This window comes from Sphingomonas sp. 35-24ZXX, from assembly GCF_000786215.1.
GTDB lineage: Bacteria > Pseudomonadota > Alphaproteobacteria > Sphingomonadales > Sphingomonadaceae > Blastomonas.
Map to the genome: position 1 here is coordinate 328,410 of NZ_JROG01000003.1, position 19,040 is coordinate 347,449.

A 19,040-nucleotide genomic window follows, 5' to 3' on the forward strand; every position below is an offset into this window, starting at 1 on the left:
TCAGGGCCCATTTCTCCCCGCGCAGCTTCGGCTGTTGGGGCGGGATGGATCCTGAAAAAAGTTCAGGATGACGGATTGGTGATGGCGGAAACCCGCGCATGAATTTCGTCCGATCAGCCTTGATTGCGATCGCGCTCGCCTGCGTCGTACCCGCCGCCGCGCAGCCGGTGCCGATCACCATCGGCGAGACGCATACTTTGGCGTCAAAGCCGTTGGCGCAGGAGCGGGTGGTGAACGTCTATCTGCCTGCCGGTTATGCGACATCGGGCAAGACCTATCCGGTGCTCTACCTCATTGACGGAGGGCTGGATCAGGATTTTCTGCACATCACCGGCACGAGTGCGCTGGGAGCGTTGTGGGCGCGGTCGCAGGAGCTGATCGTCGTTGGCGTTGCCACGAAGGATCGCAGACGTGAACTCACCGGACCGACGCAGGATGCCGCGTTGCTCAAGGAATTTCCGACCGCCGGCGGCTCGGCGGCGTTCCGCGCTTTCATCCGCGACGAGGTCATGCCGTTGGTCGCCAAGACCTACCGTGTCTCGGGCGAAACCGGCGTGATCGGAGAGTCGCTCGCCGGGCTGTTCATCGTCGAGACCATCCTGACCGAGCCTGACCTGTTCGATCATTATGCCGCGATCAGCCCCAGCCTGTGGTGGGATGACGAGCGCTTGTCCAGGTCCGCCGGCACGCTGCTCAAGACACCGATGCAAAAGCCGCACCGGTTGTACCTCACGATCGCCAACGAAGGCCGCGAGATGCAGACCGGCGTCGATCGGCTGGTCTCGGCCCTCAACGCCGATCCGCGTGAAGGCCGCGCGTGGTGCTACGCGCCGCACCCCGATCTGACCCACGCCACCATCTATCACAGCGTGTCGCCCGAGGCGCTCCAGTTCCTTTTCCCAACTGCGGTCGAGCAAGACCCAAAAAGTGGATTTGACCTATCATGCCAATCACCAAGATCCTGATCGCCAATCGCGGCGAGATTGCCTGCCGCGTCATCCGCACCGCCCGCAAGATGGGCATCAAGACCGTGGCCGTTTATTCAGATGCCGATGCGCGCTCGCCGCATGTCGAGATGGCCGATGAAGCCGTGCATATCGGTCCGTCGCCTGCTGCGCAGTCGTACCTGCTTGCCGACAAGATCATCGAAGTGTGCAAGGCGACCGGTGCGGATGCGGTGCATCCCGGCTACGGTTTCCTGTCCGAACGCACGAGCTTTGCCGAGGCGCTGAAGGCAGCGGGCATCACCTTCATCGGCCCCCCTCCCGGCGCGATCGCCGCGATGGGCGACAAGATCGAATCCAAGAAGCTGGCGTTGCAGGCCGGCGTCAATGTCGTCCCCGGCTTTGTCGGCGAGATCGATGATACCGAGCATGCCGTGCGGATCGCCGAGGAAATCGGCTATCCCGTGATGATGAAGGCGTCGGCAGGCGGCGGCGGCAAGGGCATGCGCCTCGCCTATAGCGAGCAGGATGTGCGCGAAGGCTTCGAAGCCACCAAGCGCGAAGGGCTCGCCAGCTTCGGCGACGACCGCGTGTTCATCGAGAAGTTCATCCTCCAGCCGCGCCATATCGAAATCCAGGTGCTGGGCGACCAGCACGGCAACATCGTCTATCTCGGCGAACGCGAATGCTCGATCCAGCGCCGCCACCAGAAGGTGGTGGAAGAAGCCCCGTCGCCGTTCGTCACGCCCGAAATGCGCAAGAAGATGGGCGAGCAGGCGGTCGCACTGGCGCGCGCCGTCGGCTATTACAGCGCAGGCACGGTCGAACTGATCGTCTCGGGCGCGGACAAGACCGGCGATGGCTTCTACTTCCTCGAGATGAACACCCGGCTTCAGGTCGAGCATCCCGTCACCGAGCTGGTCACCGGTCTCGATCTGGTCGAGCAGATGATCCGCGTTGCCAATGGCGAGCCGCTCGCGTTCACGCAGGACGACGTCAAGCTGACCGGCTGGGCGGTGGAAAACCGCGTCTATGCCGAAGACCCGTATCGCGGCTTCCTGCCTTCGATCGGTCGTCTGGTCCGCTACAATCCGCCCAAGCAGAAAAAGGGCGTGCGCGTCGATGACGGCGTCGAAGAGGGCGGCGAGGTCTCGATCCATTACGACCCGATGATCGCCAAGCTGATCACTTATGGCGATACCCGCATCGAGGCGATCGACCGGCAGATCAAGGCGATCGACCGGTTCGAGCTGGAAGGCCCGGGGCACAATCTCGATTTTGTCTCGGCGCTGATGCAGCATGAGCGCTTTCGTTCGGGCAACATCACCACCGGCTTCATCGCCGAGGAATATCCCGATGGCTTCCATGGCGCGCCTGCATCGCCCGAGCTGCTGCAGCGGCTAGCAGCGATGGCGGCATTCATCGCCACCGCAGAGGCCGACCGTGCCTTGCGGGTCAGCGATCAGTTGGGCAACCGGCTCACCCCGCCATCCGAATGGCGCGTGCGCCAGGGTGATATCGCAATGGAGGTCTCGGTCAGCGAGGATGCGATCGTCGTCGATGGCGAAATCGTCGACATGAGCATGGGCTACACGCCCGGCGATCGCCTCGCGGTGGCCGATTTTGGTGACGAGGAAGACAGCGACGAGCTTGCGGTGAAGGTGCAGCGCACCCGCACCGGCTTTGCGCTGACCGCGCGCGGTGCGACGCACAGGTTCGAAGTTCTGCCCGCGCATGTTGCGCAGCATGCCCGCCACATGATCGAGAAGGTGCCGCCCGATCTGTCGCGCTTCCTGCTCTGCCCGATGCCCGGTCTGCTGGTGAAGCTGCACGTTGCCGAAGGTGACAAGGTGCAGCCCGGCCAGCCGCTGGCGATCGTGGAAGCGATGAAGATGGAGAACATCCTGCGCGCCGAAAAGGCGGCCACGGTCAAGACGATCAGCGCCGCCGAAGGGGATAGCCTTGCCGTCGATGCGGTGATACTCGAACTCGAATAAGGGACGCATTTCGGGGGAGAAGCTGGATGACCGCAACGGTCGCAGCGGACGGCAAGATCGCGCAGCCAGGCAAGTCGGAAATCCGGCTGGTCATTGGCGCGTCTTCGCTGGGTACCATTTTCGAATGGTATGATTTCTTTATCTACGGCACGCTCGCCGCGATCATCGGGCGCACGTTCTTCCCCAGCGGCAATGTCACGCTGGAGACACTGCTGGTCTGGGCGGGCTTTGCCGTCGGCTTCGGCTTTCGGCCATTGGGCGCGATCCTGTTCGGCTTTCTGGGTGACAGGCTTGGGCGCAAATACACCTTTCTGGTGACGGTGACGCTGATGGGTGTCGCGACGGCAGGGGTGGGGCTCATCCCGTCTGCAGATACCATCGGTATTGCTGCCCCGATCATCATCATCCTGCTGCGTATTCTGCAGGGCCTGGCGCTGGGCGGCGAATATGGCGGCGCGGCGATCTATGTGTCCGAGCATGCCCCGCCCGAAAAGCGCGGCTTCTACACCAGCTTCATCCAGGCGAGCGTGGTCGGCGGGTTCATCCTCAGCCTTGTCGTCGTGCTGGGATGCAAGGCGCTGATGAGCGACGAATTTTGGAATGACTGGGGCTGGCGCGTGCCGTTCCTACTGTCGCTGCTGTTGCTGGCGGTATCTTTGTGGATGCGGCTCAAGCTGTCCGAAAGCCCGGTGTTCAAGGCGATGAAGGAAAGCAACGAGCTGGCCGCCAACCCGTTTATCGAGAGCTTTACCTATCCCGGCAACAAGGCGCGGCTGTTCGTCGCGCTGTTCGGCATCGCCGCGGGGCTCACCGTGATCTGGTACACCGCGATGTTCTCTGCGCTGTCGTTCCTCAAGGGACCGATGCGTGTCGAGGAAACCGCAGCCGAGATCATCGTCGGCGGCGCGGCGTGCATTTCGACGCTGTTCTATATCTATTTCGGGCACCTGTCGGACAAGATCGGGCGCAAGAAGCCGATCGTCTGGGGCTATGCGCTGACGTTGCTGCTGCTCTTCCCGCTGTTCTGGGTGATCGGCAGTGTCGCCAACCCGTCGCTCAATGCAGCGATGGAGCGTGCCCCGGTGATCGTCTCCGGCCCCGATTGCGATTACTCGCCATTCGCCAAGGAACAGACCAGCGATTGCGGCAAGCTGCTCGCGCAGCTCACTGCCAAGGGTGTTGCTTACACCTTGAGCGAAAGCCCGCGTCTCGCGGTCAAGGTGGGGGACAGCCCGGTCGGCGATGTCAGCGGCGATGGCGTCAACGCAGCCCTGACGGCAGCCGGCTATGACTTCACCCCGCGTGTGCCGCCTGCAGCCAGCATCGCGGTGATCGTGCTCGCGCTCGCCGCCCTCGGCGCGCTCTCTGCGGCCACCTATGGACCGGTCGCGGCCGTGCTGGCCGAGATGTTCCCGCCGCGCATCCGCTACAGCTCGATGTCGATCCCCTATCATTTCGGCACCGGCTATTTCGGCGGGTTCCTGCCGTTCATCGCCAGCTTCATCATCGCCAAGACCGGCAACCCGTATTCGGGGCTGTGGTATACCTGGGGCGTGGTGCTGATGGCCTTCCTCGTCTCGATGTTCATGCTGCGCGAAACGCATCATCCGGGAAGCGCGGGCACCGCTCCGGCGAACTCCTGACATGGCCAATATGCGGCTGGTTCTGGATGGCGCGGCGCTGGCCGAAAACTGGCGCGCGCTCGACCGTCTGAGCGGCGGTGCGCGCGCGGGCGCAGCCGTCAAGGCGGATGGCTATGGCCTTGGCGCGGTCGAAGTCGTCACCCGCCTGGCACGCGCCGGGTGCACCGACTTTTTCGTGGCCCACTGGCATGAAGCGCAGGCGCTGGCCGGGCTGGTCGATCCCGCGCGCCTTGCCGTGCTGCACGGCATCGCGCCAGGCGAAGAGCAGGTGGCGGTCTCGGGCGTGGCCGTGCCCGTGCTGAACAGCGCCGACCAGATCGCACGCTGGCGGCAGGCGGGCGGGGGGCTGTGTCATGTCATGATCGATACCGGCATGAGCCGGCTTGGGCTCGACTGGCGCGAGGATATCGCTGGCCTGTGCGCGGGGCTCGATGTCGATCTGTGCCTCAGCCATCTGGCATCGGCCGACGAGGACAGCGCGCAAAACGAATTGCAGCGCCAGCGGTTCGAGCAGGTGCGCGGACAGGTTTCCGCCCGGCGCTACAGCCTGGCCAACAGCGCCGGGATAGCCCTTGGCAGCGGTTTTCATTTCGATTGCACCCGGCCAGGACTTGCCCTGTACGGCGGGGTTCCGTGCCCGGCGCTGGCAGAGCACATCAGGCCAGTGATGCGGCTCGAGGCGCGGGTGCTTCAGGTCCGGCAAGTGCGCGCGGGCGACACCATCGGCTATGGCGCGACCTTCGCTGCCCCACGCGACATGCGTACCGCGACACTCTCCCTGGGCTATGCGGATGGTTTCAAGCGCGCACTGTCGTCCATCGGTGGTTTTTCCTGCGAGGGGCAGCGGCTGCCGCTGCTCGGCCGCGTGTCGATGGACCTGACCTGCATCGATGTCAGCGCTGCGCCGGCGCTGGGCGAGGGCGACTGGATCGCCGCCGATCTCGATCTGCCGCTGGCCGAAGCCGCGACCGGGATCAGCCAGTATGAATGGCTGACCCAGATCGGACGGCGTTTCGACAGAGTTTGGCTGGACTGAGCGTCAGCGCTCGATGCAGAGCGCGATGCCCATGCCGCCACCGATGCACAAAGTGGCGAGACCCTTCTTGGCGTCGCGGCGGCCCATTTCATAAAGCAGAGTGGTGAGCACGCGTGCGCCGCTGGCACCGATCGGATGGCCGATGGCGATCGCGCCGCCGTTGACGTTCACCTTTTCCGGGTCCCAGCCCATCTCCTGTGTCACCGAGAGCGCCTGCGCGGCAAAGGCTTCGTTGGATTCGATGAGGTCCAGATCCTCGACGCTCCATCCGGCCTTGGCCAACGCGCGGCGGCTGGCCGAAACCGGGCCGATGCCCATGACCGAAGGATCGACCCCCATAGAGGCCCAGCTGGCGATACGACCCAGCGGGGTGAGGCCGCGCTTGGCGGCGTCTTCCTCGCGCATCAGCACCAGGGCCGCCGCGCCGTCGTTGAGCCCGCTGGCATTGGCAGCGGTCACGGTGCCGTCCTTCTTGAACGCAGGCTTCAATCCCGCGACGCTTTCATAGGTCGCACCGGCGCGGATGTATTCGTCATCGGTGACAATGGTGTCGCCCTTGCGGCCCTTGATGGTGACCGGGGCGATTTCGTCCATGAAGCGGCCATCGGCGCGGGCATGTTCGGCCAGGTTTTGCGAGCGGACGGCAAAGTGGTCCTGCGCCTCGCGGCTGATCTGGTACTTTTCGGCCAGGTTCTCGGCGGTGATGCCCATGTGATACTGGTTGAACACGTCGGTCAGGCCATCATAGACCATGGTATCGACGAGCTTGAGATCGCCCATCTTCTGCCCCGCGCGCAGCATCTGGCAGTGCGGCGACATCGACATGTTTTCCTGGCCGCCCGCGATCACGACATCGGCATCGCCATTGGCGATCGACTGGAAGCCCAGGGCCACTGCGCGCAGGCCCGATCCGCAAACCTGGTTGACGCCATAAGCGGGGACTTCCTTGGGGATGCCGGCGTTGAGCGAGGCTTGGCGTGCCGGGTTCTGGCCCTGGCCTGCGGTCAGCACCTGGCCCAGGATGACCTCGGAGACCTCGTCGGCGCTGAGGCCCGACTGCGCGAGGGCAGCCTCGATCGCGATGCGGCCCAGTTCGTGGGCGGGCGTTGCGGCATAGGCCCCCAGAAAGCTGCCGACGGGCGTGCGCTTGGCGGCGGTGATGACAATGCTGGACATGGCCAGGAAACTCCATTTGCGGGAAGGAAAGGACGTGGAAACTAGATAGAACTTTCGTGTGACAATATCCACCGTTTGAGCATCAGCCACAGCGTCTGCGGCGCACTGCCACCGATGACCATGCCAACATGGCCCGATGCCAGCACCTCGCGCCCCGGGAGATCGGGCGAGCATGCCAGCGGCACGATGGCATCGCTGGCCGAGGCGAACTCCATCGCCGGCCCGCGGATCGCATCAGGGAGGATGGTCAGGCCGCCCACGGTCCACTGGCCCTGGCCCGTGACATCGTCGCGGTAGAGTTGCTCGAACAGCTGTTCGCCCAATGCGAACGGCATCGGCTCGCCGCCATTGGCCCAGTCTTCGACCGCGACAAACCGCCGCGCGCTGGCGCTGTCGGGCAGCATCGCGCCGAACTTGAGGTATTTATCCATCAGCTTGTCGGGCGAAAGCGTCCAGAAGCCGTGCTGCATGACCTCCATGGGCACGAGACCCATGGCATCGCAGCTGGGCCGATGGTGTTGCCACATCGCGGTCAATTCGGCGCGGCGCTGCGCCGGATAGCCGCTGAAATGCCATGGCGTCGCGATCAGCGACAGGCTGCGCACCGGCAGGTGACAGGCCGCCGCCATCGCGATCAGGCCGCCCAGGCAATAGCCGACCAGATGCACCGGACCGTCCAGCGCCTGCAGCAGGGGCAGCAACCGCGCCATGACGAACGTATCGAGAGATTCGGCGCGATCCTCCGGCGAGACCTGGCCCCAGTCGACGAGCGCCGATGGAAGGCCCTGCTCGCCCATCCACCCCATCAGCGAGCATTCGACATCCATGTCCAGCACGTCGGGCGCGTTGATCGGCGAGGGGACGAACACGACGCGCGGCGAAGCCGGTGTCCCGCTATCGGACGCCAGCGTTCCTGCTGCGGTGCGCAACATCGCCTTGCCGTGCTGCAGCAAAGACTGACCCGGGGGACGCAGAAAGCCACGATCGGCGCGCTGATAGCGGTCAAGCGCCTGCAATAGCAGGACCAGCCGGGCAGGGTCGTCTGCCAGCTGCTGACGGGCCAGTGCAAGGAAAAGCGGCAAAGGACGGGGTGCATGTTGCAGTGCACTATGCTGCGGTGCTACAGTGCGGCGGGATTTAGCGGGAGATGAACGCATGGCCAAATCTGGCACCTCGGATTCGGATGATGTCATCATCATCAAAAAGTACGCCAATCGCCGTCTGTATAACACCCGGTCGTCGAGCTATATCACGCTCGATTTTCTGGCAAAGCTCACGCGTGAAGGCAAGGACTTCCAGGTGGTCGATGCCAAGACCGGCGACGACATCACCCACAACATCCTGACTCAGATCATCATGGAAGAGGAATCGAGCGGCCAGCAGATGCTGCCCGTCGGCTTCCTGCGCGAGCTGATCTCGATGTACGGCAATTCGATGCAGTCGATGATCCCGCAGTATCTCGAAGCCTCGATGGAAGCGTTTCGCAAGAACCAGGAAAAGTTCCAGACCGCGATGGAAGGCAGCATCAAGAACAGCCCGTTCGCGCAGCTGGCCCGCCAGAATCTTGCGATGTTCGAAGCCGCGTCCAGCGCCTTCAGCCCGCGCAAGGACAAGCAGGCCGCTACCCCGGCCCAGCCAGCCGCCAGCTCCTCCGACGACGAGATCGCCGCGCTGAAGGCCGAGCTTTCGGCCATGCAGCGCAAGATCGACAGCCTGGTCGACAAGAGCTGACCGGCTGATCGACAAAAGACATCAGGGCCCGCGCCCACCCAAACAGGTGATTGCCTGATGGCCACCATCGGCCTAGGCACGCGGGCCTTGTTCTACAGCATCAGGACCGAATTTACGTGACCCAGAAGAACGCACTGCCCGTCACCCGGCAGGAAGATTTTGCCGCATGGTATCAGGCCGTGATCCAGGAAGCCGATCTCGCCGAGGAATCGGGCGTGCGCGGCTGCATGATCATGCGGCCCTGGGGCTATGGCATCTGGGAGCGGATCCAGATGCTGCTTGATCGCAAGATCAAGGAAACCGGTCACGAGAACTGCTATTTCCCGCTGTTCATCCCGTTGAGTTATTTCGCCAAGGAGGCCGAGCACGTCGAAGGCTTCGCCAAGGAAATGGCGGTGGTGACGCATCACCGGCTGAAGATGGAAGATGGCGCGCTGGTCGTCGATCCCGAGGCCAAGCTGGAAGAGCCGCTGGTGGTTCGTCCGACGTCGGAAACCGTGATCGGCACGGCGTTCTCGCGCTGGCTGCAGAGCTGGCGCGACCTCCCGATCATGGTCAACCAATGGGCGAATGTCGTGCGCTGGGAAATGCGCACCCGCATGTTCCTGCGCACATCGGAATTCCTCTGGCAGGAAGGCCATACCGCGCACGAATCCGAAGCCGATGCGATGACCGAGACGCTGACCATCCTGGCGATGTACCGCGATTTCGCGCAAGGCGCGCTGGCGATGCCGGTGATCGCGGGCGAAAAGCCCGAGAACGAACGCTTCCCCGGCGCGGTGGCGACCTATTCGATCGAAGCGATGATGCAGGACGGCAAGGCGCTGCAGGCAGGTACCTCGCATTATCTGGGGCAGAACTTCGCGCACGCGCAGAACATCCGCTTCCAGGACCGCGAGGGCCAGTTCCAGTTCGCGCACACGACCAGCTGGGGCGTCTCGACGCGGCTGGTCGGCGGCGTGATCATGACGCACGGCGATGACGACGGCCTGAAAGTGCCGCCGCAGGTTGCGCCGCACCAGATCGTCATCATCCCGATGCTGCGCGAAAACCCCGAAGACGAGGCGCTGCTGGCTTATTGCGCCAAGATTCGCGCGGCCCTGCTCGATGCTTCGGCCTTTGGCGAGCCCTTGCGCGTGCTGATCGACAAGAAGGCGGGCAAGGCCGGTCCCAAGCGCTGGGGCTGGGTCAAGAAAGGCGCGCCGATCATCCTCGAGATCGGTGGCCGTGATGCTGCCGGTGAGCAGGTCACCATGCTGCGCCGCGATTCGCTCTACGGTGAGGACGGTAAGCTTGCCAACCAGGCGATGCATTGGGAATCGTTCGTGGGGCAAGCGCCTGCGCTGCTCGACCAGATTCAGACGCTGATGTTTTGCGCCGCCAAGGCCCGTCTCGACGATCAGGTTCGTTCGGACATCACCGACTTCGATGGCCTCAAGGCGCATTTCGAGGACAGCAAGTACCCCGGCTGGGTGGCCGTGGACTGGTGCCGCCCGACCGGCGAGGTGCTTGACAAGGTGGTCGAGCAGCTGAAGGCGCTCAAGCTGACCATCCGCAACACGCCCGAAGGTTCGTCACCTGCCGGATCAACCTGTTTCTTCACCGGAGCTCCGGCGGTCGAGCGCGTGCTGCTCGCCCGGGCCTACTGAGCGGCCGGTGGCGCAAGATCGTCCCGGCAAGGCCAAGGCTTCCCGCTCTCATGATGGCGGCATGCCCGATCGTGCGGCGATCCTGAAGTTCATCACCGAATCGTACGAGCCTGCCGGCAAGCGCGAGATCGCCAAGCATTTCAAGCTGCGCGGAGCCGAGAAGATCGCTCTCAAGGCGCTGCTGAAGGACATGGCCGACGAAGGCCTGATCGACAGCGCGCCGGGCCGGGCCTTCCACAAGATGGGTGGCCTGCCCAAGGTCACCGTGCTCAAGATTATCGAGGTCGAAGGGCGCGAGCTGATCGGCGTTCCCGACAACTGGCAGGCCGAAGGCATGCCCGCCCCCAAGGTCCGCATTTCCGAGCGCGGCCGTTCGGGCGCGCTGGCGGTGGGCGACCGGGTGCTCGCGCGCACCGAAGAGGCGGGCGGCGGCTATCGCGCGTTCGTGATGAAGAAGCTGCAACGCGCGGGCGAGCAGTTGCTGGGCGTGGTCGAGCGCGACGAGAGCAACGGCAAGCTGTGGCTCAAGCCCGTCGACAAGCGCATCCGGCGGCTGGTGCCGATCTCCGATCGCGGCAATGCCGAGCCGGGGCAGCTGGTGCTGGCCGAGCAGAGCGGGCTGCGCGATCGGGTGTCCGCCAAGGTCACCGAGGTGCTGGGCGAACCCTTTGCGCCGCGCTCGTTCAGCCTGATCGCGGTGCACAAGTTCGGTATCCCCTCAGAATTCCCGGCAGAGGCGATCACCGAAGCCGAGCGCGCGGCCAAGCTGCCGCTCAATGCGGATACCCGCGAAGACCTGCGCCACGTCCCGATCGTCGCGATCGACCCTGTCGATGCGCGCGACCATGACGATGCCATATGGGCCGCGCCGGACGAGGACCCCGCCAATCCGGGCGGCTATCGCGCGATCGTCGCGATCGCCGATGTGTCCTATTACGTGCGCCCCGGTGGCGCGATCGACCGATCCGCCCGCAAGCGCGGCAACAGCGTCTATTTCCCCGACCGTGTCGTGCCGATGCTGCCCGAGGTGCTGTCGGCCGACATGTGTTCGCTCAAGGCCGGGCAAGATCGTGCCGCAATGGTCTGCCATCTGGTGATCGACGCCAAGGGCAAGCTGACATCGTGGAAATTCACTCGCGCGATTGTCCGGCTCGCGGCAAACATCGCCTATGAGGATGCGCAGGCGGCGATCGACGGCACAAAGCCGCATGACCTGACCGACAGCGTCCTGCGTCCGCTCTGGGCGTGCTGGAAGCTGCTGTTCAAGGCGCGCGAGGCGCGTGAGCCACTCGATCTCGATCTGCCCGAACGGCGTATCGTGCTCGACGAGGCGGGCCGGATCGTCAGCGTCGCGACGCGCGAACGGCTCGACGCGCACCGGCTTGTTGAGGATTACATGATCGCGGCCAATGTCGCGGCGGCCAAGGCGCTGGAAGCGAAAAAGGCGCCGGTGGTCTATCGCGTCCACGAACCGCCCTCGCGCGAGAAGCTGGTCGCGCTCAAGGATTACCTCGAAACCTTCGAGATCTCGTTTGCACTGGGCCAGGTTGTCCGGCCTGCGACGTTCAACGCCATTCTCGGCAAGGTGACCGATGACACGGTCAAGCCTTTGGTCATGGAACAGGTGCTGCGCAGCCAGACCCAGGCCTATTACGGCCCACGTAACATGGGCCATTTCGGCCTGTCCCTCGCCTCGTACGGCCATTTCACCAGCCCGATCCGTCGCTATGCCGATCTGCTGCTGCACCGTGCCCTGGTCGACGCCTTTGCGCTCGAGCAGCCACCGGTTCCCAGGCTCGACCTGCCGCCGACGACGGGGCTTGCCGAGCACGACGCTGCCTCGCTCGACCGCATCTGCCAGCTGATCAGCCAGTTCGAGCGGCGCGCGATGGAGGCCGAGCGCGAAACGGTCGATCGCTATGTCGCTGCGTTCCTGGCGACTCGCGTCGGCGAGATCCACAAGGTGCGGATCACGGGCGTGCAGAATTTCGGCTTTTTCGCGACGATCGAGGAATTCGGTGGCGACGGGCTGGTCCCGGTTTCGACGCTGGGCGCGGAACGCTTCTGGTATGACGAAAAGGCCCAGACGCTGACCGGCGAGACGACCGGCGAGCAGTATTCTGTCGGTCAGAGGCTGGAACTGCGTCTGGCCGAGGCCGATCCCATCACCGGCGCGGTGAAATTCGAATTGCCCGAGGGCGGCAATTTCATGCGCGAACCCTATCGGGGCAAGCCCGGCGGCAAGCCGGGTGGAAATCGCCCGGGCCGCCCCCCGATCAAGCGGCGCGGCAGGCCCGCCAATATCCGTCACCAGAGCCGCTGAAGGCTCACGACATGCGGTCGATGTCCTCGTCGGACAGCCCGCCGGGGACAATGGTCAGCGGGCAGGGCAGGGCACCTGCATCGGCGCCGGCAAAGTGCGTGATCAGCGGTCCCGGAGCGCCGGTGGCCGCAGCCCCCAGAACCAGCATGGCAAGGTCGGGGCATTCCTGCATGTAATTGCGGATTTCCTTGGTGGCATCGCCCATCCGCACGGTGATCACAGGGCGCTGGCCCATGTCCTCGAACAGAGCGCCGGCGGCATCGGTGACCAGGGCCTCGGCGCGGCTGCGCGCCTCGTCCTCGATGGTCGCCTGCACGCCGCCCCAGGCGACGAAATCCTGCTTGGGCACCAGCGCCAGGATATGCACCTGGCCTCCGGTATGCTGCGCCCGGCGCGAAGCAAAGCGCAGTGCGGTCAGCGCCTCGCTCGTTTCGTCCATGATGACCAGATATACCCGCATGTTGATGTCGCCCCGTTTGTTGCGCACAAGCCTGCGCCAAAATGATAGGTGTGGCAAGGGCATGCCCTCTTGACCCTACGGCTTGAAGCGCCGAGAACGGCTCCGATCCGTGAATCAGGGGAAAAACACCCAATGCCTATCAATCTGAAAATGCCTGCCCTCTCACCCACGATGGAGGAAGGCACCCTTGCCAAATGGCTGGTCAAGGAAGGCGATACCGTCGCGTCCGGCGATCTGCTGGCAGAGATCGAAACCGACAAGGCGACGATGGAATTCGAGGCCGTGGACGAGGGCGTCGTCTCCAAGATCCTGATTCCCGCGGGCACCGACAATGTGAAGGTGGGCGAGGTTATCGCCATCATCACTGCCGAGGGTGAAGAGGCCGCTGACGCGTCTGCCGCTGCGCCCGCACCGGCGCCAGCACCCGCCCCTGCTCCTGCTCCTGCGGCAGAAGCCAAGGCTGCACCTGCGCCTGCGCCTGCTGCTTCGCCAGCACCGGCCCCTGCACCGAGCTCGGGCGATGATCGCGTCAAGGCCAGCCCGCTCGCCAAGCGCATCGCCGAAGCCAAGGGCATCGATCTATCGACCGTCAAGGGCACCGGCCCCGGCGGCCGCATCGTCAAGGCCGATGTCGAGGATCTCACTCCCGGCCAGGCGAGCGCACCCGCGCCTCAGGCCGCGGCGGCTCCGGCTGCCGCTCCTGCGCCGACGCCAGCGCCCGCAGCCGCGCCCGCGCCGTTCACCACCGATATTCCGCACGAGGCATCCAAGCTCTCGAACATGCGCAAGACAATCGCGCGCCGCCTGACCGAGGCAAAGCAGACGATCCCGCATATCTATCTCACCGTCGATATCCAGCTCGACAAGCTGCTCAAGCTGCGCGGCGAGCTCAACAAGGCGCTGGAAGCGCAGGGCGTCAAGCTTTCGGTCAACGACCTGCTGATCAAGGCGCTGGCCAAGAGCCTGATCCAGGTGCCCAAGTGCAATGTCAGCTTCGCGGGCGACCAGCTGATTAGCTATAGCCGTGCGGACATCTCCGTGGCCGTCAGCACCCCTGCGGGCCTGATCACGCCGATCATCGTCGGCGCCGAAACCAAGGCGGTGGGTGCCATCTCGACCGAGATGAAGGAACTCGCCGGTCGCGCCAAGGATGGTAAGCTGCAACCGCACGAATATCAGGGTGGCACCGCCAGCCTGTCGAACATGGGGATGTTCGGCATCAAGCACTTCGAAGCAGTGATCAACCCGCCCCAGGCGATGATCATGGCGATCGGCGCAGGTGAGAAGCGCCCGTACATCGTCGATGACGCGCTCGGCATCGCCACCGTGATGAGCGCCACCGGCAGCTTCGACCACCGCGCCATCGACGGCGCCGACGGCGCACAGCTGATGGCCGCGTTCAAGGACCTGTGCGAGAACCCGCTGGGCATGCTGGCTTGACAAAGTGCTGACGCTTAAGCCCCTCTCCCCCCTGCGGGAGAGGGGTTGGGGAGAGGGGGCATGCGCGACACATCCGAGCATGGACAACGCCAATTCCTCCGCGGCCGTGCCAAGACCATGCGTAGCGAGCCCACCGATGCGGAGCACAGGCTCTGGCAAGTCCTGCGCGGCAAGCGTCTTTCTGGATACAAGTTCAAGCGGCAGGTCCCCATCGATCGCAACATCGCGGATTTCGTATGTTTCCAGTGTCGCATGATTATCGAAGCGGATGGCTCCCAGCATGTGGACAGCGAGTACGACACCCGGCGCGATGCCTATCTGCGCAGCCAAGGTTTTGAGATAATGCGGTTCTCTAACTATGACATCCTCACCAATGACGAAGGTGTCGCGGAGATGATCTTGGCGGCTTTGGAGACATATCAGGACGGCGCCAGCCCCCTCTCCCCAACCCCTCTCCCGCAAGGGGAGAGGGGCTTATGAAGACCATCCTCACCTTCATCTTGCGCCGACTGCTGCTGCCGACCTGCGTCTCGACGCTGGCCAGCCGGTTCATCTTCACCTTGTTCCAGGAAGGCACGGCCGACCTGAACGACATGTTCGTCGGCACCGAAGACGCGTACTACACCTTCATCATGGTGTTCGTGGTGCTGCTGTGCGTGACGGGCGTGGCCTATGCGCTTGATCGCAGCCGCGCGCCGACCTGGCTGCGCGTGCCGCTGCTGCTGGGTGTCGCGGCGGAGAGCGGGTTTCTGCTCGTCCTGTTCCTCACCGAAGTTGTCGCTTATGCCGAGCTTGCCTATGCTCCCGCCGTCGCTGCGGGCATCGTGTGGATGCTCTGCAACCTTGATCTTCTGAAACGCCGAAAGAAAGAGACCGTTCATGGCTGAAACCTTTGACCTCATCGTATTGGGCTCGGGCCCTGGCGGCTATGTCTCGGCGATCCGCGCGGCGCAGCTGGGCCTCAAGGTCGCGATCGTCGAGCGCGAGCGGCTGGGCGGCATCTGCCTCAACTGGGGCTGCATCCCCACCAAGGCGCTGCTGCGCACCTCGGAAATCTTCCACTACATGACCCATGCGGGCAATTACGGCTTGACGGCCGACAAGGTAGGCTATGAGCTCGACAAGATCGTCGCGCGCAGCCGGCAGGTCTCGGGCCAGCTCAACGCGGGCGTCAAGGGGCTGATGAAGAAGAACAAGATCACCGTGGTCGAAGGCACCGGCAAGCTGACCGCCGTCGGCAAGCTGACCGTGACCCAGGGCGACCAGGTGCGCGAACTGGAAGCCAAGGAGATCATCGTTGCCACCGGAGCCCGCGCGCGTGACCTGCCGTTCGCCAAGGCCGATGGCAAGCACATCTGGACCTATCGCCACGCGATGACGCCCACCGAAATGCCGTCCAAGCTGCTGGTCATCGGATCGGGCGCGATCGGCGTCGAGTTCGCCAGCTTCTACAGCGACATGGGCGCCGAGGTGACCATCGTCGAGATGCTCGACCGCATCCTGCCGGTGGAAGATGCCGATGTCAGCGCGTTCATGGAAAAGGCGCTCAAGAAGCAGAAGATGACGATCCTCACCGGCGCGGGCGTCGAGGCGCTGGCCGACAATGGCAAGGGCGTCACCGCCAAGATCAAGACCAGGGACGGCAAGAGCGAGGAACATCAGTTCAGCCACGCCATCGTCGCGATCGGCATCGTGCCCAATACCGAGGACATCGGGCTGGAGGCGCTGGGCGTGAAGACCGAACGCGGCCATATCGTCGTCGACGGTTTCGGCCAGACCAATGTGCCCGGCATCCGCGCGATCGGCGATGTCACCGGCCCGCCATGGCTGGCGCACAAGGCGAGCCACGAAGGCATCATCGCGGTCGAACATATCGCGGGCAAGAACCCGCACCCGTTCGAAACCTGGAACATCCCGGGCTGCACCTATTCGCGCCCCCAGGTCGCCAGCGTCGGCCTTACCGAAGCGAAGGCCAAGGAAGCCGGACACGAGGTCAAGGTCGGCAATTTCCCCTTCATCGGCAACGGCAAGGCGATCGCGCTGGGCGAGGCCGAAGGCTTCATCAAGACCGTGTTCGACGCCAAGACCGGCGAACTGCTGGGCGCGCACATGATCGGCGCGGAAGTGACCGAACTCATCCAGGGCTATGTCATCGCGCGCCAGCTGGAAACCACCGAGGAAGAGCTGATGCACACGGTGTTTGCGCATCCCACGCTGAGCGAGATGATGCATGAGGGTGTGTTGTCAGCTTATGGGCGGGCGATCCATTTCTAACTAGCCAGGCAGGCGCGGAGGGCCTGTGGTCCTGGCTTTCGGCGCCCTGTCCGGGATCACCCCACCGTAACCCCCACCACGACCCACTTGCCGTCCTCGCGGTCGAGCGTCACCGTTTCCACCGCCTGCTGCTTGTTCGCATAGACCGTGCGGAACTTGACGACTTCGTAGCCTGCGGGCGGGGCGGGGAGGTTTTGCTGGCTGAGCAGGGTGCGCGAGACCGTGGCGCCGTAGCGGGCGTGGACTTCTTCGGAGACCTGGGTCCAGATCTGCAGTGTGTTGAGCTTGCGGAAGGCGGTGCCGGTGGCGGCGTAGCTGTCTTCCCAGCGCTTGTGTTCGATCATTGTCAGAAACGCGCCGGCGGCGTTGACCACTTCGGGGTTCACCGTGTCGGTCGCGTCTCCCTGCATCGCCACCTGGGTCGGGGCAGGTGTGGCGTTCGTCGGCGCCGTGGTGGTGAACGGCAGTGTCGTGAGGGCCAGCAGGCCGAGTGCGAGGGTCATGAGAACTCCTGTCAGGATCAGGGAGCGGTTTCGCTCCGCACCGGGGATCGGCGCCCCCACCTGATCGGCGGTCGGCGCGCGCAGATCATCCCCGATTGCGTTGTCCCCCAGGTTTTCGGGGCCCGGAACCAGAGGGGCATCGCCGCCTTCCGCTTGCAGTAACAGCCGCGCTGCCTCGCGGCTGCTGGAGACCGCCATCTTGCGCCGCGCATCGCGCAGCCGCTCGTTGATCGTGTGCACCGACAGGTCAAGCGCGCGGGCGATCGACTTGGCATCGTGCCCGCGCACGATCAGCCGCAATGTCTGCTTTTCCTTCTCGGTCAGCGACCAGGGGTCGTCGGTCATCCGCGTTGCCATGAGCACAAGGTTAGGCCCCACGCGCGCGCGCAGCCACCCCAAAAAATTTGTGAGCTCGGCGCGCTGCCCGGTTTCGCTTGCCTGGGGGCCATGTCGCTGTAATCGTTGTGCGCATCAATCCGGCAGGGGCCGGTCAGGGGAGCATCATGAAGATATTTGCGCAGTTCATCACGGCGGCGCTCGCCGCATCGGCTTTGGCGATTCCGGCACTGGCGCAGGAAGCGCCGCAGCGATCGGTGATCACCGCGGCGAAGATGATCGATGTCGCCACTGGCAAGGTGACCGAGTTCCCCGCGATCTTCACCGAGAACGGCCGCATTACCTCCATCGCCGATGCGCGCACGGTGCGCTGGGGGTCGGACGTCAAGCATATCGACCTGTCGGGCAAGACGCTGCTGCCGGGCCTGATCGATATGCACGTCCATCTCGACAGCTCGCCGACCTATGGCGGGTATAACAGCCTGCAGTTCACCGACCGCTTCTGGAGCTTCGTTGCCGCCGCGAACGCGCGCGCGATGCTCGATGCCGGGTTCACCACGGTGCGCAACGTGGGGTCCGAAGGCTATAACGATGTCGCCCTGAAGCAGGCGATCGGCGAGGGCTGGGCGGTGGGCCCGCGCGTCGTGCCGGCAGCGCATGCGCTTGGAGCGACCGGCGGGCATTGCGACCAGACGTACCTGCCGCCTTCGTTCGCGGCGAAGTCGCCTGCGGTGGGCGATGGCGCGGTCGAGCTGCGCCAGAAGGTGCGCGAGCAGCGCAAGTACGGCGCGGAGGTGATCAAGGTTTGCGCGACCGGCGGGGTGTTCTCGCGCAACACCGAGCCCGGCCAGCAGCAGCTCTCCGAAGAGGAATTGCGCGCGATTGCCGACGAGGCGCATCAATGGGGGCTGCGGGTTGCGGCGCACGCGCATGGCGCGGCGGGCATCAAGGCGGCGATCCGCGCCGGCATCGACACCATCGAGCATGCCAGCCTGGTCGATGACGAGGGCATTCGTCTCGCCGCCGAGCGCAAGGCACCGGTGTGGTTCTCGATGGATATCTTCAACACCGATTACACCCAGGCCGAAGGCGCGAAGAACGGCGTGATGGAAGACAATCTGCGCAAGGACCGTGAAGTCGCCCAGATCCAGCGCGACAACTTCCGCAAGGCGCACCGCGCGGGCGTGAAAATGGTGTTCGGTAGCGACGCCGGCGTGATGCCGCATGCCACTGCCGGGGGCCAGTTCAAGGTGATGGTCGAATATGGCATGACGCCGCTGGAGGCGATCCGCGCGGCGACGATGAACGCGGCCGAGGCGCTCGGCAAATCCTCCGATGTCGGAGCGATTGCGGTGGGCCGCTATGCCGATATCATCGCGGTGGATGGCGATCCGCTGGCCGATGTGCGCGAGCTGGAGAGCGTCGACGCGGTGGTGCAGGGCGGCGTCCGGATGCGCTGATCCGATGTGCGGTAAATTGCCGCAACATCAGCGCAAATCCGCTTCCACCCCCTTCATCGCGGTGCTAA

16 protein-coding genes are annotated in these 19,040 nt (G+C 64.5%); 12 read left to right on the forward strand and 4 right to left on the reverse strand.

Annotation, left to right across the window (positions count from 1 at the left end):
• Nucleotides 1–98: 98 nt before the first annotated feature.
• Genes LI72_RS04240 through alr form a run of 4 tightly spaced genes read left to right on the forward strand, consistent with a single transcriptional unit; the run spans nt 99 to nt 5,620 of the window.
• Nucleotides 99–965 (forward strand): alpha/beta hydrolase, encoded by an 867-nt coding sequence (locus tag LI72_RS04240; protein ID WP_033924610.1) that lies wholly within the window; start codon nt 99–101, stop codon nt 963–965.
• Nucleotides 944–2,941, forward strand: a complete 1,998-nt coding sequence (locus LI72_RS04245) for an acetyl-CoA carboxylase biotin carboxylase subunit (RefSeq protein ID WP_033924611.1) — start codon at nt 944–946, stop codon at nt 2,939–2,941. Before LI72_RS04240 ends, LI72_RS04245 begins: the two co-directional genes overlap by 22 nt.
• Nucleotides 2,942–2,967: 26 nt before the next feature.
• Entirely contained in the window at nt 2,968–4,584 is a 1,617-nt protein-coding gene (locus LI72_RS04250) for an MFS transporter (protein ID WP_052129494.1), read from the forward strand.
• Between the two features lies 1 nt (nt 4,585).
• Nucleotides 4,586–5,620: an alanine racemase gene (gene alr, locus LI72_RS04255; protein WP_033924612.1), complete on the forward strand. Its 1,035-nt coding sequence runs from the start codon at nt 4,586–4,588 to the stop codon at nt 5,618–5,620.
• A 3-nt stretch (nt 5,621–5,623) separates the two neighbouring features.
• Here the strand turns inward: alr and LI72_RS04260 are convergent, their stop codons facing one another.
• Entirely contained in the window at nt 5,624–6,796 is a 1,173-nt protein-coding gene (locus LI72_RS04260; RefSeq protein ID WP_033924613.1) for an acetyl-CoA C-acetyltransferase, read from the reverse strand.
• Between the two features lie 41 nt (nt 6,797–6,837).
• Nucleotides 6,838–7,878 (reverse strand): alpha/beta hydrolase, encoded by a 1,041-nt coding sequence (locus tag LI72_RS04265; protein WP_081984624.1) that lies wholly within the window; start codon nt 7,876–7,878, stop codon nt 6,838–6,840.
• 73 nt (nt 7,879–7,951) lie between these two features.
• On the opposite strand from LI72_RS04265, the gene phaR reads away from it, so the two are divergent.
• The 3 genes from phaR to rnr all read left to right on the forward strand — a co-directional run bounded on the left by phaR (nt 7,952) and on the right by rnr (nt 12,499).
• Nucleotides 7,952–8,527: a polyhydroxyalkanoate synthesis repressor PhaR gene (gene phaR / locus LI72_RS04270; RefSeq protein ID WP_033924615.1), complete on the forward strand. Its 576-nt coding sequence runs from the start codon at nt 7,952–7,954 to the stop codon at nt 8,525–8,527.
• Nucleotides 8,528–8,643: 116 nt separating this feature from the next.
• On the forward strand, nt 8,644–10,176 hold the full coding sequence (gene proS, locus LI72_RS04275; protein ID WP_033924616.1) for a proline--tRNA ligase: 1,533 nt from the start codon (nt 8,644–8,646) through the stop codon (nt 10,174–10,176).
• A gap of 61 nt (nt 10,177–10,237) precedes the next feature.
• Complete coding sequence (gene rnr / locus LI72_RS04280; RefSeq protein ID WP_052129495.1) at nt 10,238–12,499, forward strand: ribonuclease R; 2,262 nt, start codon at nt 10,238–10,240, stop codon at nt 12,497–12,499.
• 4 nt (nt 12,500–12,503) lie between these two features.
• Here rnr and LI72_RS04285 read toward each other — a convergent pair whose 3' ends face one another.
• Complete coding sequence (locus tag LI72_RS04285; RefSeq protein ID WP_033925282.1) at nt 12,504–12,959, reverse strand: universal stress protein; 456 nt, start codon at nt 12,957–12,959, stop codon at nt 12,504–12,506.
• A gap of 132 nt (nt 12,960–13,091) precedes the next feature.
• Here LI72_RS04285 and LI72_RS04290 point away from each other — a divergent pair, with 132 nt between their 5' ends.
• The 4 genes from LI72_RS04290 to lpdA are packed head-to-tail and all read left to right on the forward strand — an operon-like array spanning nt 13,092 to nt 16,673.
• Nucleotides 13,092–14,399: a pyruvate dehydrogenase complex dihydrolipoamide acetyltransferase gene (locus LI72_RS04290; protein WP_033924618.1), complete on the forward strand. Its 1,308-nt coding sequence runs from the start codon at nt 13,092–13,094 to the stop codon at nt 14,397–14,399.
• A gap of 60 nt (nt 14,400–14,459) precedes the next feature.
• Nucleotides 14,460–14,879: an endonuclease domain-containing protein gene (locus LI72_RS04295; RefSeq protein WP_231562360.1), complete on the forward strand. Its 420-nt coding sequence runs from the start codon at nt 14,460–14,462 to the stop codon at nt 14,877–14,879.
• On the forward strand, nt 14,876–15,286 hold the full coding sequence (locus tag LI72_RS04300) for a hypothetical protein (protein ID WP_033924620.1): 411 nt from the start codon (nt 14,876–14,878) through the stop codon (nt 15,284–15,286). Before LI72_RS04295 ends, LI72_RS04300 begins: the two co-directional genes overlap by 4 nt.
• Entirely contained in the window at nt 15,279–16,673 is a 1,395-nt protein-coding gene (gene lpdA / locus LI72_RS04305) for a dihydrolipoyl dehydrogenase (protein WP_033924621.1), read from the forward strand. The genes LI72_RS04300 and lpdA overlap by 8 nt, the downstream gene beginning before the upstream one ends.
• 56 nt (nt 16,674–16,729) lie before the next feature.
• Here the strand turns inward: lpdA and LI72_RS04310 are convergent, their stop codons facing one another.
• Nucleotides 16,730–17,533, reverse strand: a complete 804-nt coding sequence (locus LI72_RS04310; protein WP_033924622.1) for a helix-turn-helix domain-containing protein — start codon at nt 17,531–17,533, stop codon at nt 16,730–16,732.
• A gap of 146 nt (nt 17,534–17,679) precedes the next feature.
• On the opposite strand from LI72_RS04310, the gene LI72_RS04315 reads away from it, so the two are divergent.
• Nucleotides 17,680–18,972 carry a Xaa-Pro dipeptidase gene (locus LI72_RS04315; RefSeq protein ID WP_033925283.1) on the forward strand — a complete coding sequence of 431 codons (1,293 nt, stop codon included), beginning with the start codon at nt 17,680–17,682 and terminating at the stop codon, nt 18,970–18,972.
• Nucleotides 18,973–19,040 lie beyond the last annotated feature (68 nt).